Source organism: Clostridium sp. (assembly GCF_050717515.1).
GTDB lineage: Bacteria > Bacillota > Clostridia > Clostridiales > Clostridiaceae > Clostridium_AD.
This window is the reverse complement of record NZ_JBOITL010000026.1, coordinates 100266-114329: the sequence shown is the minus strand read 5'-3', so window position 1 is coordinate 114329 and position 14064 is coordinate 100266. Positions and strand designations below refer to the sequence as shown.

Annotated in this window: 14 protein-coding genes and 1 riboswitch; of the genes, 2 read left to right on the top strand and 12 right to left on the bottom strand. The window is 30.7% G+C overall.

Annotation, left to right across the window (positions count from 1 at the left end):
• Positions 1-35: 35 nt before the first annotated feature.
• Positions 36-680 carry an energy-coupled thiamine transporter ThiT gene (gene thiT / locus ACREV6_RS12495; protein WP_431578361.1) on the bottom strand — a complete coding sequence of 215 codons (645 nt, stop codon included), beginning with the start codon at positions 678-680 and terminating at the stop codon, positions 36-38.
• A gap of 87 nt (positions 681-767) precedes the next feature.
• A riboswitch (TPP riboswitch) is annotated at positions 768-872 on the bottom strand.
• 138 nt (positions 873-1010) lie between these two features.
• On the opposite strand from thiT, the gene ACREV6_RS12490 reads away from it, so the two are divergent.
• Together ACREV6_RS12490 and ACREV6_RS12485 are read left to right on the top strand one after the other, a co-directional pair.
• A complete protein-coding gene (locus tag ACREV6_RS12490; protein ID WP_431578360.1) occupies positions 1011-1640 on the top strand; it encodes an ABC transporter ATP-binding protein in 630 nt (209 codons plus the stop codon).
• A 2-nt stretch (positions 1641-1642) separates the two neighbouring features.
• On the top strand, positions 1643-2413 hold the full coding sequence (locus ACREV6_RS12485) for an ABC transporter permease (protein WP_431578359.1): 771 nt from the start codon (positions 1643-1645) through the stop codon (positions 2411-2413).
• A gap of 108 nt (positions 2414-2521) precedes the next feature.
• Here the strand turns inward: ACREV6_RS12485 and ACREV6_RS12480 are convergent, their stop codons facing one another.
• From ACREV6_RS12480 to gnd, 11 genes are all read right to left on the bottom strand, one after another.
• Positions 2522-3604, bottom strand: coding sequence for a DUF871 domain-containing protein (locus ACREV6_RS12480; protein WP_431578358.1), 1083 nt, complete (start codon positions 3602-3604; stop codon positions 2522-2524).
• Between the two features lie 51 nt (positions 3605-3655).
• Positions 3656-4993 carry a PTS cellobiose transporter subunit IIC gene (gene celB / locus ACREV6_RS12475; RefSeq protein WP_431578357.1) on the bottom strand — a complete coding sequence of 446 codons (1338 nt, stop codon included), beginning with the start codon at positions 4991-4993 and terminating at the stop codon, positions 3656-3658.
• 21 nt (positions 4994-5014) lie between these two features.
• A complete protein-coding gene (locus tag ACREV6_RS12470; RefSeq protein WP_431578356.1) occupies positions 5015-5320 on the bottom strand; it encodes a PTS sugar transporter subunit IIB in 306 nt (101 codons plus the stop codon).
• Positions 5321-5368: 48 nt separating this feature from the next.
• A complete protein-coding gene (locus ACREV6_RS12465; protein WP_431578355.1) occupies positions 5369-5899 on the bottom strand; it encodes a glycine/betaine/sarcosine/D-proline family reductase selenoprotein B in 531 nt (176 codons plus the stop codon).
• Positions 5900-5916: 17 nt separating this feature from the next.
• On the bottom strand, positions 5917-6267 hold the full coding sequence (locus tag ACREV6_RS12460; RefSeq protein WP_431578354.1) for a PTS lactose/cellobiose transporter subunit IIA: 351 nt from the start codon (positions 6265-6267) through the stop codon (positions 5917-5919).
• A 297-nt stretch (positions 6268-6564) separates the two neighbouring features.
• Positions 6565-9288 (bottom strand): sigma-54-dependent transcriptional regulator, encoded by a 2724-nt coding sequence (locus tag ACREV6_RS12455; protein ID WP_431578353.1) that lies wholly within the window; start codon positions 9286-9288, stop codon positions 6565-6567.
• A gap of 314 nt (positions 9289-9602) precedes the next feature.
• Positions 9603-9995 carry a nucleotidyltransferase substrate binding protein gene (locus ACREV6_RS12450; RefSeq protein ID WP_431578352.1) on the bottom strand — a complete coding sequence of 131 codons (393 nt, stop codon included), beginning with the start codon at positions 9993-9995 and terminating at the stop codon, positions 9603-9605.
• Positions 9988-10281, bottom strand: coding sequence for a nucleotidyltransferase domain-containing protein (locus tag ACREV6_RS12445; protein WP_431578351.1), 294 nt, complete (start codon positions 10279-10281; stop codon positions 9988-9990). The genes ACREV6_RS12450 and ACREV6_RS12445 overlap by 8 nt, the downstream gene beginning before the upstream one ends.
• A gap of 142 nt (positions 10282-10423) precedes the next feature.
• A complete protein-coding gene (locus ACREV6_RS12440; protein ID WP_431578350.1) occupies positions 10424-11794 on the bottom strand; it encodes a DUF6179 domain-containing protein in 1371 nt (456 codons plus the stop codon).
• Positions 11784-12311: a DUF6323 family protein gene (locus ACREV6_RS12435; protein WP_431578349.1), complete on the bottom strand. Its 528-nt coding sequence runs from the start codon at positions 12309-12311 to the stop codon at positions 11784-11786. Before ACREV6_RS12435 ends, ACREV6_RS12440 begins: the two co-directional genes overlap by 11 nt.
• Positions 12312-12608: 297 nt before the next feature.
• On the bottom strand, positions 12609-14024 hold the full coding sequence (gene gnd, locus ACREV6_RS12430; RefSeq protein ID WP_431578348.1) for an NADP-dependent phosphogluconate dehydrogenase: 1416 nt from the start codon (positions 14022-14024) through the stop codon (positions 12609-12611).
• Positions 14025-14064: the final 40 nt, after the last annotated feature.

Sequence of the window (14064 nt, the reverse complement as noted above, 5' to 3'; positions counted from 1 at the left end):
GGCCAATTTCACTTTCTACAATTAAATTATATTTATTACATTTCATAGCTGTTATTTAGCACCAACTTTGACAAACGTTTCAAAGGTAGAATTCCAATAATCACACAGGTAATAATGGTTTCTACACTCATGTATGAAGCGTTATATCCAAAGGAGTATACATAAGCAGAAACTCCTTCCGGAGCATAACTTCCGAAAAACACCATCCCAGATATAAAATGGCATGCAAATCTTGCAAACATTGCTATTACTACTCCACCAAGTATTCCTTTAATATTAAATTCTTTAAAATATCCAACTATTCCAATAGCCATAAACGGAAGTGGATAGTCAAATAGTACTTGCACAGGATGGACTGCAATGGGGCTAACCATAAAGTTAATGATTCCAAATAAAAATCCTGTTAAAAATCCAACTTCAGGACCATAAAAAAAAGCTATAAGTATTATAGGAATCATACTTCCTGCGGTAACGCTACCTCCTTGAGGCATTTTTAAAATGGTGATAAATTGTAATACAGTAGCTAGCGCAATAGACATACCAATTAAAGTTATCACTCTTGTAGTTAATTTAATTTTTCTAATTTTAAGTAGTGCAATAATTAATAAAAGCACCCCTAATAGTGCAAAAATAGCAGTAGGACTTTTGGTAAGTTCAGTAATTATTTTGTTGAAATTCATTTAAATAGCCTCCTCAGTTTGTGCTACAGAGGTATTAAGGCAAAAACAAAAAAACTATATTCACAAAAGGAATATAGTTAATGTAATTACACATCATAACCGCTTTCCTCCGCTGGTATTATCCAGATCAGGTATAAGGGTTAATGAATTAAATATTCATATCTCAGCCATAAGGCACCCCTAGCACATATTTTATTATTTCTCTTTGATTATATACCTTAATATTACATTTTACAACTATTTTCATTAATTCGCGGTTTTAGGTACAGGGCAATATTCGTTATATTGAGTTTCATGTTATACTTAATATAAAGGTCAGGTGAAAATAAAATGAATGAACTATTATTTAAAGCCAGTAATCTCATTTACAAAGCCAATTTAACTTATGATAACATAAAAATTAAGCAAGGCGTAATTAATTTTATTGTTGGGGAAAGTGGGTGTGGTAAAAGCACTTTTTTAAAGTTATTAAATGCATCCATAAATCCCATTTCCGGTGATTTATTATATAAAGGAATAAGTCTTAACGAATATGAACCTATTGCTCTAAGACGTGAGGTCAGCCTAGTTTCTGCGGAACCTTTCCTCTTTGATGAGAGCATAATGGACAATTTCAAAACTTTTTATTCACTAAGACAGTTACCTATGCCAAAGAGTGATTATATAAATTACATAATGGAGCTTTGCTCTGTAAATGTTCCATTAGACCAAAATGCATCTACTCTTTCTAGTGGAGAGCGCCAGAGAGTTTACATATCCATTTTTTTATCACTATGCCCCAAAGTTATACTACTAGATGAGCCTACTTCAGCCTTAGATGAAAAAAACAGCCACCAGGTAATGGAAAATATAATTAATTTCTGCAAGAAAAAAAATATTGACATTGTAATTGTAAGCCACGATAAAAGTATTGTTGAAGAGTTTTGTGAAAATAAAATTGAAATAATTAAGGAGTTTTAGATATGCAAGGAGCAGTTACACTGAATATTTTCAAGTTTTCACTTATTTATTTATTACTAATTATAGTTTTGCTAATAATGAAAAAATCAAAGGTTAATGGAACAAAGCTTCTTTTAGTTGCAAGTATAAGAATGACAGTTCAACTTGTGACTGTTGGTTATATCCTTCAATATGTCTTTAGTAATCCAAAACCAATATATACTGTGATTTTTTTAATTATTATGATAATATTTTCTGTACATAGGGTAATTACAAGTAGAAAAGATTTAAACTCCAATTTTAAAATTGCAATAGGAGCTTCTTTGTCATTTTCAGGACTATTTGTTCTAATTTTCTTTGTAACTGTGGTTGTGAATAAGTCCATATTCAACCCTCAATACACTATACCCTTAGCCGGTATGATTGTGGGGAACGCTATGACTGGTGTAAATATTGCAATAAAAACCTTTATGGATGATATAAGTAAAGAACAAATTAAAATTAATACACTACTTAATTTAGGAGTAGACCCTAAATATATTTTAAAACCTTTTGCTAATAATGCACTAGAAACAGCTTTAATTCCTACCATGAATTCCATGCTGGGAATGGGCATAATTTTTTTACCAGGAATGATGACCGGACAAATTTTATCAGGTACACTTCCTACTACAGCTATTATGTACCAAATAGCTATTATGATTGCAGTTTGTACTTCTGTTTGTATTACAGTTTTCTTATCCCTAAACTTAGGTTATAAATCACTATATAATGATAAAAAACAATTCCTATAAATCTTTTTTTTCAATTTCAATCTATTGTTTTAATTATAAAAGCTGTGAAATTAATTTCACAGCTTTTATAATTAAGTCTTTGTTTTTTACACTAGTTATAGCTTATGGCTACTCCTTAAGCATAAATTTTTGCAATGATTTTACACCATCTAGCAAGAAAATTTCATCTTCATCTATTCTTCCTACTACATTTGTATTTCCAGCATTTTTCATATCCTTTAATGCTATTTGCAATTCACCTGTATAATTTTTATAATTCACATTGTCTACCGTAATATCTCCTCTTTTAATATCTTTTGTGTTAAATGGTTTAAATGCATCTCCACCATTTTTCACTCTAGTTTTGGAAGACCTTATCATGTATTCAGATAGATCACCCCTATTAAAATGTAAGGGTTTAAGAATTATATCTCTCTGCGCATCTGATATCCCTTCTTCAATGTTCACTTTAAAAGTTAAAATATTAGGCTCTACTTCACTTAGTGCTTTAAGATCTTCTTCAGATGCAAATGCATTAGCAATTATTACATCATCAATTAAATTTGAAGCGAACAAATGCTTAGCTTGAACCTGTATTGGAAGATATCTATGCTCTTCTAATGTACATAGTCCTTCACTTACAGGCCAAGGACCATATTTCGCAGTGCTTGAAGAAACAAAGGCAGCAGTTCTAATATTATATTTTTTGTATTGCTCATTGCATTTAGTAAAATGCTCATATCCTATTCCAGAATATTTGTGTGGATAAAAATTATGACACCCTAAAAGATTTTCTGCATTAGGCTTATAACTAAATATGTTGTCTATGTATTTAGTTCCAGCACTCATATTAAATTCAATTTTTAAGTCATATTTATTAAAACTCATTATAGATTCTTCACTACCTGAAAACCCATTGTCGAGTCTTATTCCGTAAAGTCCCATGTCCTTGAAAATTCCAAGATCATCAAAACTTACCTCAAGATATTCAAACACTTCTGGATTAATATCTGCAATTACCTTCATTCCATAGTTATTAGCATGTGCTATAGTTTTTTTAAATTCATCTATTATTTTTTCTTTATCTCCTTCTACAGATAAAAGACATGTAAATACTCTTTTGTACCCATATTTATTAGCAAGATCAATATATTTTAGGTTATCTGCGAGTTTTACGTGCCCTGGATAAATTGAAAATCCTATGTTTCTCATAGTAAATTCCTCCGTTCTTATTAGCTATATTTAAAGTTCCATATAATGCTTTTATTCCTTTAAAGTTTCACCTAAATCTGCCTCTGCATAAGTTTTTTCTTGCTCACAGTATGTTCTATCTACAACAGTTATAAATGGAAGATAAATAAATACTGATATTACAATCTCTACGAGTTGTAGCATTGCACCTCTAATACCTGAGACTAGGTACCCACCTATTATAGGAGGTATAGTCCATGGAATTATCGCTCCATTAGGTCTTGGTACAATTCCTGTTGCCATAGATATATAAGTTAAAACTGCAAGGACTAATGGGACTATTATAAATGGTACAATCATAATAGGATTTAAAACTATAGGTAATCCAAATATTATAGGTTCATTTATACCAAATATTCCTGGAAGTATAGCAAGTTTACCAATCTTTTTACATTGCTGTGATTTGCATTTAAATAGCATTAAAAGACATAATCCTAGTGTTGCACCTCCACCACCAATCCATAAATATATTGAATTAAACTGCTGAGTAATGATATGAGGAAGCGCAAGTCCAGCTTGAAAGGCAGTAGCATTTGCACCAGACAAAGCGACCCATATCGGAGTCATAACAGATTGTACAACGTCTCCACCAGATATACCAAAGGACCAAAATAATCCTATAAAAAAATTAGAAATTAAAGTAGCACCTAGGCTATCTCCAAGAGACGTAAGTGGTAGTTGTAATATAGTAAAAATAAATTTATGAATAGTTTCGAAGTTTGTAAATGTAAACCCTAATCTTACAATATTAAATATAATCAAAGTAATAGCTGCCGGTATCAATGATGAAAATGACTTTGCAACAGTAGGTGGAACCCCTTCAGGCATTTTGATTACCCAGCCCTTATTTACAACGAACCTTACTATTTCGGTAGCAAATATAGCTGAAAGCATTCCAACAAATAATCCCTTAGAACCTAACCATTCCGTTGGAATAACTTCTCCAACTTTAAAAGCTAATTTTGCTCCTTCTGGTGTAAACATAGTAAAAAACGGTGTTAATATAAGGAATGCTGCAAGAGAAATAACAGCCGTGCTCATTCCTTCTATTTTGTAATGCTTTGATAAACTATTGGACATGCCCATTATTACAAATATCGTCATTAGGGTCATAGTTGCATGATAGGGTACCGTGAAAAACTCAGTCCAATTACTTCCAAATAACTTAGCCATAAAAGGTTCATACCCTTTTATAGGTAAATTCGCAAATAATAAAGACATTGCACCAATGATAATTAGTGGCATAGCTAACATAAAACCATCACGTATAGCAAGCAAATATCTATTAGTAGCTAATTTCTCTGCTACTGGCATCAGTTTTTCTTCAATTGTATCCATCATTTTACTCATAATAATACCCCCTTATTTATATTACTCCATCATCTTTAAAGCTTGATTTAATACCTTTTCGCCATCCATCATTCCATAATCCATAGTATTTATTACACCTATTGGCACACCTTTTTCGTCACATATTTTCTTAAGTTTTTTAAGTAAATATTTAATTTGTGGTCCTATAAGTACTGCATCAATATTATCCAATTGTTTTTCCATAGTAGCTTCAGGATAAGCATCTATAGATACCTCTATCCCTTTAGCCTCTGCTGATTTTTGCATCTTTGTAACTAAAAGACTTGTAGACATTCCAGCGGAACAAAACAGTGCAATTTTTTTCATTTTTTTCCTCCTTGTTTATTTGAAAATTATTTATTGTACTTAGCTTAATTATTCTCTTAAAAAGTATCCTTCTTCTTTTGAAGTACCTATTGCTTCACCTTTAGCTAGTTTAATAGCAAAACCTGAAATTTTTCTTAAAGAACTGTTGAGCCCTACACCACCTCTATTAGGTGTTTCTATAATATGAATTTTCTTTCTAAACATCTCAGTACCTGTACTATCTTTTGACATAGCTGCAAAAGATGGAATCTTAAGTTTATCCTGAATACACAGTGTAAGATGACCACAACATTCTCCATATCTTTTATAATTTAATGCAGGTCCACATATTACTACATCAGCATTGAATTTTTTAATCATATCTATAATCTCTTCTATAGCACTTTCCTTATTTTGCATAAAATAGTTATCTCCACAAGTTACTGTACCAACAATATCTGCACCATTTTTCATAGATATAGTTTTTAGTAACATTCCCATACCTACTGCTCCATTTTGTGATTGTGGTTTTATATCCATTTGCTCATCGCCACCCAGACCCGCTTGTACTTGGTTCAAGAATTGTACTATTCGTATCATAAATCTTCAGATCCTTTCTATTTATTTAATTTTTCTTTCAATTCATTTATTTCCTTTTGCATGTGTATCATATTTTCAATCAAATCTTTTGATAGGAGTGTACTCATTAAATGATCTTGAGCATGAACCATTAAAAGAGTAATATCCGTATGATTTCCTTGCGCTTCTTTTTGAATAAGAGTTGTTTGTACACTATGAGCTTCAAGAATAGTTTTATCTGCTTGTTTTAAAGTTTCCTCAGCTTTTTCATATTCTTTATTCATAACTAACTCAAAAGCTTCATATATATTACTTCTTGCCTCCCCTGAAAAACTTATTAATTTCGATATTACTTGTTCATTCATTTCTTCTGTATTTTTGTCTGTCATAATAATCATTCCTTTCGTTATCTTTAAATTATTAAAATTTATAAGAATACTTTTTCTTCACTTATATTTATAATAAGCAAAACTCATGCCAACTCTCTATAAAAGAACTAATCCTAGCAATATCAATAGTTTAAGTTTATAAAAGCATTACTATATATACAGATCTTATACAGATTATATACACATGCTTAACTTGAACATAACTTTTATACATATGTTTTTTACCCCTTCGCACTATATTTTACAATAATAAAAACGCTATCAACTTAAACATCGATAGCGTCTTTACTAATTTTTTTATAACTTTATTATATTTTGTAGAATAAAAGCTATTTCGTCATCATTAAAAGTAATTCCATAGAATTTTTCAATATTAGAAAGGCCTTCTTTTATATAATTAAATTCACATTTGAATTTTTCTTTTAAAATTTCCTTAGAACTGCATGCTGGAATTCTCTCTTTTGCTATCATTTTACTTATATTGCATATCATATGAACCATCAGACTAATTGAATCTTCATATCCTATATTCACATTCATGTTGTTATTAATTATACAAATAAATTCACTATATATTTCTTCAAATTTTGATAAATCTACATTAGTAATATCCTTTTGAAGAGATTCAATAAATGTACCATAACCTTGATGTCCCTGAATATTTTTAGATTCTTTCATATTAGTATCCAATATGTGTTTAACTTTATTGCAATCCTTATCCATAAACACTTCATAGGTTGATATAAAGGGCACTCCGTAAATTTTAGGATTAATTGTACCTACAATGGCCAGTATATTCTTTTTCTTTGACAGATCCCCTAAGACATTATACACATGTTGTTTGTTATTCCATGCCATAGCAAAAACTTCAACTTTATAATCACTTGTATTTATCTTACTTTCTATAAAGTTCTTTAATTTTATAGCACTTCCTTCACCGGTTGTACATAGTGTTACAATTATATTATTATCCTTTGGTATAAAACTCTCCGAAACTTTTAATTCAGAAGAGGAGTACTTGAAAATATCATGTTTTACTGCTTTATAAATTACATCTATATCTGCTTCTATTACTGCTCTCCTTGAACATTCAATTGCCACAAGAGTAGATGCCATATCTAAAGTTCTTATACCAATACCCGTATCTTTATTAATAAGTTCCCCATATATATTAAGTGATCCCATATCAACAAGAAGCATTACACCAGCGCCTTGATTTTCGTTTACAATAATAGCTTTTAATTTTTCATAAGCAACTTCCGAACATATATCCAAGGCCATATCATAAGCATAAACATTATTTGCTTTTACTAATTTATTAACCACATCAGCCATAGAAGATGCTGTAGACTTTCCATGCATGGCTATAACTACTATAGGTTTATCATCTAGGCTTTCGTTTTCCATCTCATCTACCGTAAGAAACATAGTTATAAACCCAACTTCATCTTCAGGTATTTTTATATCGTACTTTTTCTCTATGATGCTTGCAATCTCTTTTGATATTTCAAATTCTTTAGAGTAATCTTTTTTTATATTTGCAAGATTATAGTTAATAATTGTTTTATTATTTTTAATTCTAGATATACTGCTATTTAAGTGTAGACATAACCCATAGAAAATTTTTACACGGAATATTTTCTGAAGAACTTTTTCAGCTTTTTTCAAGAATTTTTCTACTAAACTTATAATTTCCTTATCTACTATCTTAGAAAGTTCATCTTTATTTATTTCTTGTTCAAAATTCCGAATATAGTTTTTGAAATAATTTTCTATTTCCATTCCCATAATAGTTTTTATTTCACTATCTTCGGTGCCTCGGCGTTGAAGTTCTTGCACTCTTTGTTCTATGTTTTTATAAAAATTATAATTAACAGAATAATCGTCATTACTTCTAAAATTCTCCTTACCTTTTGAAGTAAAACAGAGTACCTCTCCTTCTTTTATAAGCTTATCTATTTTTTTAGAATAATCTTTATAAATAAATAAACCTTGATTTACATTAGAGTTAAAGTCTGTACAGTGAACTTCTACATTTTTCATTCCTTTTGACACCGAATTTAAAAAAGCATTTGCGCAGCCTAATTGCACATCACTTTTTAGTTGACCAACATTTGCAGGACATTCGTATAGAAGTAGCTGTCTTATAGTATTTGTAGAAACCGTAATTTCTCTTTTTATTCTAATTGCTTCAATTCTAAAAAATTCACAAACCATTTCAAATCTCTCTTCAAGAGTTCGCTCAGCTAGAGAAGGTATTCTTATATTCATTGGTATTCTTCTCGTAAATGTGCTTAATAGTGTCTCATCAATATTTTCTGTAGTGGCACATATAATAAGAAGTTCACTTTTCTTATTGATTTCTTCACCTAGTGGTGTATACAAATTTTTATCAATTAAATAAAAAAGCATTTCTTGACCATCAGGTGGTAATCTATGAACTTCATCAAGAAAAAGGATTCCTCCATCCGCTTTGGAAACCAGGCCCTGTCTGTCTTTATCTGCTCCTGTAAATGCACCTTTTTTACATCCAAAAAGATGGGCTAACAAAAGTTGAGGATTATTTGCATAATCTGCGCAATTAAAAACTTCGAAAGGAGCACTTGCATCAAATGCTTTGCTTTCTATTGCGAACTTGTACATTAATTCTGCAAACATTGTTTTACCCGCTCCGCTTGGACCTACTATAATAGTGTGCAAACCATTAGGCGGATATAATATAGCAGCTTTTGCTTGCTGAACACATTTTTTTAAAGTTCTACCACTTCCAAAAATAGTATCAAGGCTTGTTTTTTGAACATCTACATCACTATTGTCTCTTCTACCTTCATTTAGCATATATAAAACTGGTTTATGTTTTATTTTAAGCAATATGCCTTCTTTATATAAATCATTTAAAATTAAACTTACGTTACTTCTTTGTATATTTAATTTTTGTGAAATTTCTTCAGTATAAACGCCTTTGGTACTTTTTTGAGTCTTTTGTTTAATTAATTCTAATATTTGTTCTCTATTATTCATATTAATCATCATTCCAACTTTTTTCTAGCGACATATTATCCACCTACTTATAATTTTATTATATCATACAAACCATTATATTGAGAATTCTTACATTTTAAACTCCCTTTAAAAAACCAGTTTAGCTTATTATGCCATGTCTTTGTGAATTTTAATATTGACATCATTTTCATAAGCAACGCTAATCTTGTTAAGGAATTGAATGTATGTGTTACCATTAGTTATCCAGTTATAGTGCAGTTGAGCTAAAAAAGGGTAATAGGCGATGATTTTAAATCATCGCCTATTACCCTGACAAAATTTTTAATTGTTTCTCAAAATCTTGATTGAATTTTTTCTTTTAACTCACTCAAAGCCATAACGTATTTTCCCTTAATATTGTTGCATATTTCTGTAGCTACTTGTTCACTATAAATATGAGAAGTTGAATTTCTGTCATTCAACATTTTAAGCCATAACTCATCATCGCTTATAATTCCTGCTGAATAAGCTTCTCTTAATACTGATTTAGGAGAATTAAGTCCTATAAGCCCTTCATCTTCAAAATAAGCCTTTAGTGTTTTCCATGCAAGTTCAAATGTGAATTCAAACCGTTGTATTAATCCATCTCTTAATAAATCATTTTCTTCATCCAACTTTAAAATTCCTTCTTTTAATCTATTAAGAGCATTTTTAAAATTTTCATATTTTCGTCTAAAATTATTCATATATTACTGCACCGTCCTTTTTGATGTTCTCCATTAGTTCCAAATCAGTTTTTTCATTAATAAATACAATATCTATTTTAAGAAGTGTTTCAAGATCATCAATATCACTTGAAAACCTACCTTGATTTTCAAACTCAGTTAATGTAAATATTGCAAGGTCAATATCACTATTTCTTCTGCTAGTTCCCCTAGCTCTTGAACCAAAAAGGATAATTTTCTCTATTGGATATTTTGCTCCTATTTTCTGTATGTTCTGAATTAACTTTTCACTTAAATCGATACTCATTTAAATCCTCCCAATAATATATTACCGTCCTCTATTCTATTTATAATTTTCTTAGTTAAATTATAGCATCTACACACTATTATTCAAACCCCTTGAAATTATATTCCACAGCTTTTATTCTTTGCACTTAGTTATTTGCATTTTAATTTAAATTTAAGTTGATATTTTCAGATAACTCTCTAATATTTTCACTTCTAGTTAAATCAATTTCTTTTAAAAAGCAATTAAATTTTTTATGCCATTCCTTTTCGTCTTCTACAAAGAGATAGTTGGAACCTATCATATATGATAGTACATCCTTTAAAAGCAGCGCAAGTTCCATATCTCCAAATGATTGAAATACCCCATATAATTCATCATCAAATATACAATCACCCTCTAAAATGTCAATCAAATCAATAATGCTATGAACTTCTCTTTTAATTATTGTTATTTTATCCCTCACAAATCTACATACTCTAATTTCACTGGCAATACTTCTGAATAATTCATCATTCATCTTCACACCATCTTCAAATTGAAGGCTTGGCTGTGTGTAATTTCCTTTTAAGCTAATAAAAATTTTTTCCAATTGGTTATTCTCTAAAGCATTTTTTAATCGCTCTGATAAATCCATTAAAGTATCTGCGACGTATTTTTGTAGTATTCTCTCTGAAATATTAAACTCTTTGCAGAGTTGTATTGAAAGGCTCTGTAGCATTGTGTCCAAATTTTCTTTTGAGACATTCGCTAATTTTTGTTGCAAATATACTCTGTCTGATGGTTCAATATTAAGCTTAAGAGTATTTTTATCTGCTAATAGTGAACCTGCTAAGTTTGTTAACACAAGTCCGAAAATGTTTATAAGTAAGTCTTTATAGTGTTCATCATACCCCAGTAACAAACAATGAATGTCGTGATCTGTAAAGTTTTTACAAAATTCATTTTCAAAAGACAGTTTTTCTAAATAACTATTCATGTACTCTATACCTACCAGCTCCATTTTATCGTTACTTAAAGGATAATCAATGGATGCCGGGGTATCCTGAGCCGCAAATTCAACATCATAGGTGGAGAAGAAAATTTCTATTCCCTTCTTTATTGTATCGTTATAAGCAATATTATCTGTGATGATGATATTATTTTGTATTTCATAAAGCATTTCTTTAGTACTACTTAATGATGCTTCTATTAATCTCTTTCCATGCTGGAAGAATTCAATTAAAGGTTCTTGTTTAAGTACCTCTAAACTCCTGTCTGTATCTTGAAAACTTTTTAGATAAATTCCAATACTATAAAAGATTGATTGCAAAATACTCTCAGCGGTTTCTGCCTTTACGGAACTGCTATCTCCACTTGTATAACGCTCTGTCTGCTTGGCTAAAAGCTTTATGCACTGCATTTGGATATTCTCAAGTTCAGAGTCAGTTAATAGCTTAAGGCTATAGGCTTCCTGCAAAATCGACTGTAAATAGCATTCTTGATTAAGCTTTTCTTTTTTAATTAAATTTTGTTTTTCAATACTATTCATCATAATCCTCCTCAGAATAATAATTTTTCATATCTTCATATTCGTTTTCATATTCATACTCATCTTCATATACATCTTCATAATAATTAATTCCATACCTTATATTGTGTGCCAAAGTTTCTAACTCTCGGTTTTGTAATAGTTCAATGGAGCCCTTACAATTTCCATCAAAATACTTCTTCATCAATAAAACAAGGTCATCATCACTAATTTCATCAAGTGTCTCATTTTTAAAATAATAGAAGGTTTCTATCAACTCATTTAAAGTGGTAGCATAGTTAAATTGAGAAATAAAAGGGGAGTCACAAAACTCCATAATGAGTTTATTTATAATCCCGCCTGAGAATTCAATACGTCCATTGCTACTTAATGATTCTGCTCGGGTTGCAACAAGCTCTTTTGCCTCTAGCCCAGAAAGCACCAGCCCATAACGGGATGTTGTTTCATTACAATTTATGATTTCTGTAATTGCCAGTTTGTTAATCATTCCAGTTGGAATCAGCATAAATTTATTTTTCATTTTTTACTTCCTTTCAATTATTTTAATTATTTTTTAAAACTATTGACAAATAGATTTCGTTGTAGTATGATATAGTTAAGAGTATGATTAAGTAAATGTTATTTTTTATAAGTATGCTAACTTTTAGTATACCATTGACTATTATAAAGGTCAATGGCGTTTTTAATTTATAAACCTTTCAAAACCCTTGTAAAATAGTTTATTGTAATAATAGACTTTAAACCTTTAAATAAATATCCTATTATAAAACAAACCTGCAGTTCAGATATAAACTGCAGGTTTTAATATTGCCTATTTTTATTTAATTTCAGTTACCCATTCGTGATGGAAGACCCCTTCTTTATCCGTTCTTTCAAAAGTATGAGCACCAAAATAATCTCTCTGTGCCTGTAGTAGGTTAGCTGGAAGCTTTGCACTTCTATAACTGTCATAATAGGTTAGTGCACTTGAAAATCCAGGTACTGGAATGCCTAAATTTATAGCTGTAGATACTACCAGGCGTAAGTCCTTTTGATAGTTATTAAGAATATCTTTGAAATATGAATCTAACATCAGATTTTTAATATTAGCATCATTTTCATATGCAACGCTAATCTTGTTAAGAAATTGAGCGCGAATAATACAGCCACCTCTGAATATTTTAGCGATCTTTCCATATTCAAGTTCCCAATTATATTCCACGGCTGCAGCTTTCATAAGAGCAAATCCCTGGGCATATGCACATATTTTGCTTGTATAAAGGGCTCTTCTTATAGATTCTATAAACTTGTTTATATCCCCTTCAAATTTCACCTCTGGTCCTTTTAAAACATCACTTGCCAGAACTCTTTCATCTTTTATGGCAGAAATACAACGAGCGAAAACAGACTCCGTTATGGTAGGTATTGGTACTGCCAAATCCAGCGCACTTTGACTAGTCCATTTCCCTGTTCCCTTTTGGCCTGCGCTATCTAAAATAATATCAACCATATACTCTCCAGTGCCCTTATCCACTTGTGCAAATATTTCACTGGTTATTTCCATTAGATAGCTATCAAGCTCACCACTATTCCACTCTGCAAAAACCTCATGAATCTTATCATTGGATAGCCCTAAAGCTCCCTTTAAAAGTGTATAAGCTTCACAAATAAGTTGCATGTCTGCATACTCAATACCATTATGAACCATCTTTACGTAATGTCCCGCTCCGTTTCCGCCAATATAAGTACAACAAGGTTCTCCATCTACTTTTGCAGCTATGGCTGTAAAAATTGGTTCTGTTATTTTATAAGCCTCAATATCCCCACCAGGCATAAGTGCGGGACCTTTTAAAGCTCCCTCTTCCCCTCCAGAAACACCTGTACCTATGAATTTAAAGCCCAGTTCCTGGAGCTTTTTGCTTCTACGTATCGTATCCATAAAAAATGAATTACCGCCATCAATTAATATGTCACCCTTTGAGATATATGGTACTAATTCCTCTATAACATCATCAACAGATTTTCCTGCCTTAATCATAATAAGTATTTTTCTTGGAGTTTCAAGAGAATTTACAAACTCTTCTATAGTATATGCTCCCTCAATATTTTTTTCTTTTGTCCCTAATAATAGCTCTGCTATGGCAATCTTGTCTCTATCATAAACCGAAACAGATATTCCTCTGCTTTCAACGTTTATCGCAAGATTTTTACCCATTACACCAATGCCTATAACTCCAAATTGTTGTTTATCCATAATACAAATTCCTCCTTTTAAAAAATCTTATACAGGAGAA

Bases quoted from the DNA above. Each gene is read 5' to 3' on its own strand.
- ACREV6_RS12470 (WP_431578356.1), bottom strand. From the start codon at position 5,320: ATGAAAAAAATTGCACTGTTTTGTTCCGCTGGAATGTCTACAAGTCTT.
- ACREV6_RS12435 (WP_431578349.1), bottom strand. From the start codon at position 12,311: ATGAAAAATAAATTTATGCTGATTCCAACTGGAATGATTAACAAACTG.
- gnd (WP_431578348.1), bottom strand. From the start codon at position 14,024: ATGGATAAACAACAATTTGGAGTTATAGGCATTGGTGTAATGGGTAAA.
- ACREV6_RS12465 (WP_431578355.1), bottom strand. From the start codon at position 5,899: ATGATACGAATAGTACAATTCTTGAACCAAGTACAAGCGGGTCTGGGT.
- ACREV6_RS12455 (WP_431578353.1), bottom strand. From the start codon at position 9,288: ATGAATAATAGAGAACAAATATTAGAATTAATTAAACAAAAGACTCAA.
- celB (WP_431578357.1), bottom strand. From the start codon at position 4,993: ATGAGTAAAATGATGGATACAATTGAAGAAAAACTGATGCCAGTAGCA.
- ACREV6_RS12485 (WP_431578359.1), top strand. From the start codon at position 1,643: ATGCAAGGAGCAGTTACACTGAATATTTTCAAGTTTTCACTTATTTAT.
- ACREV6_RS12490 (WP_431578360.1), top strand. From the start codon at position 1,011: ATGAATGAACTATTATTTAAAGCCAGTAATCTCATTTACAAAGCCAAT.
- ACREV6_RS12440 (WP_431578350.1), bottom strand. From the start codon at position 11,794: ATGATGAATAGTATTGAAAAACAAAATTTAATTAAAAAAGAAAAGCTT.
- ACREV6_RS12445 (WP_431578351.1), bottom strand. From the start codon at position 10,281: ATGAGTATCGATTTAAGTGAAAAGTTAATTCAGAACATACAGAAAATA.
- ACREV6_RS12460 (WP_431578354.1), bottom strand. From the start codon at position 6,267: ATGACAGACAAAAATACAGAAGAAATGAATGAACAAGTAATATCGAAA.
- ACREV6_RS12450 (WP_431578352.1), bottom strand. From the start codon at position 9,995: ATGAATAATTTTAGACGAAAATATGAAAATTTTAAAAATGCTCTTAAT.
- ACREV6_RS12480 (WP_431578358.1), bottom strand. From the start codon at position 3,604: ATGAGAAACATAGGATTTTCAATTTATCCAGGGCACGTAAAACTCGCA.
- thiT (WP_431578361.1), bottom strand. From the start codon at position 680: ATGAATTTCAACAAAATAATTACTGAACTTACCAAAAGTCCTACTGCT.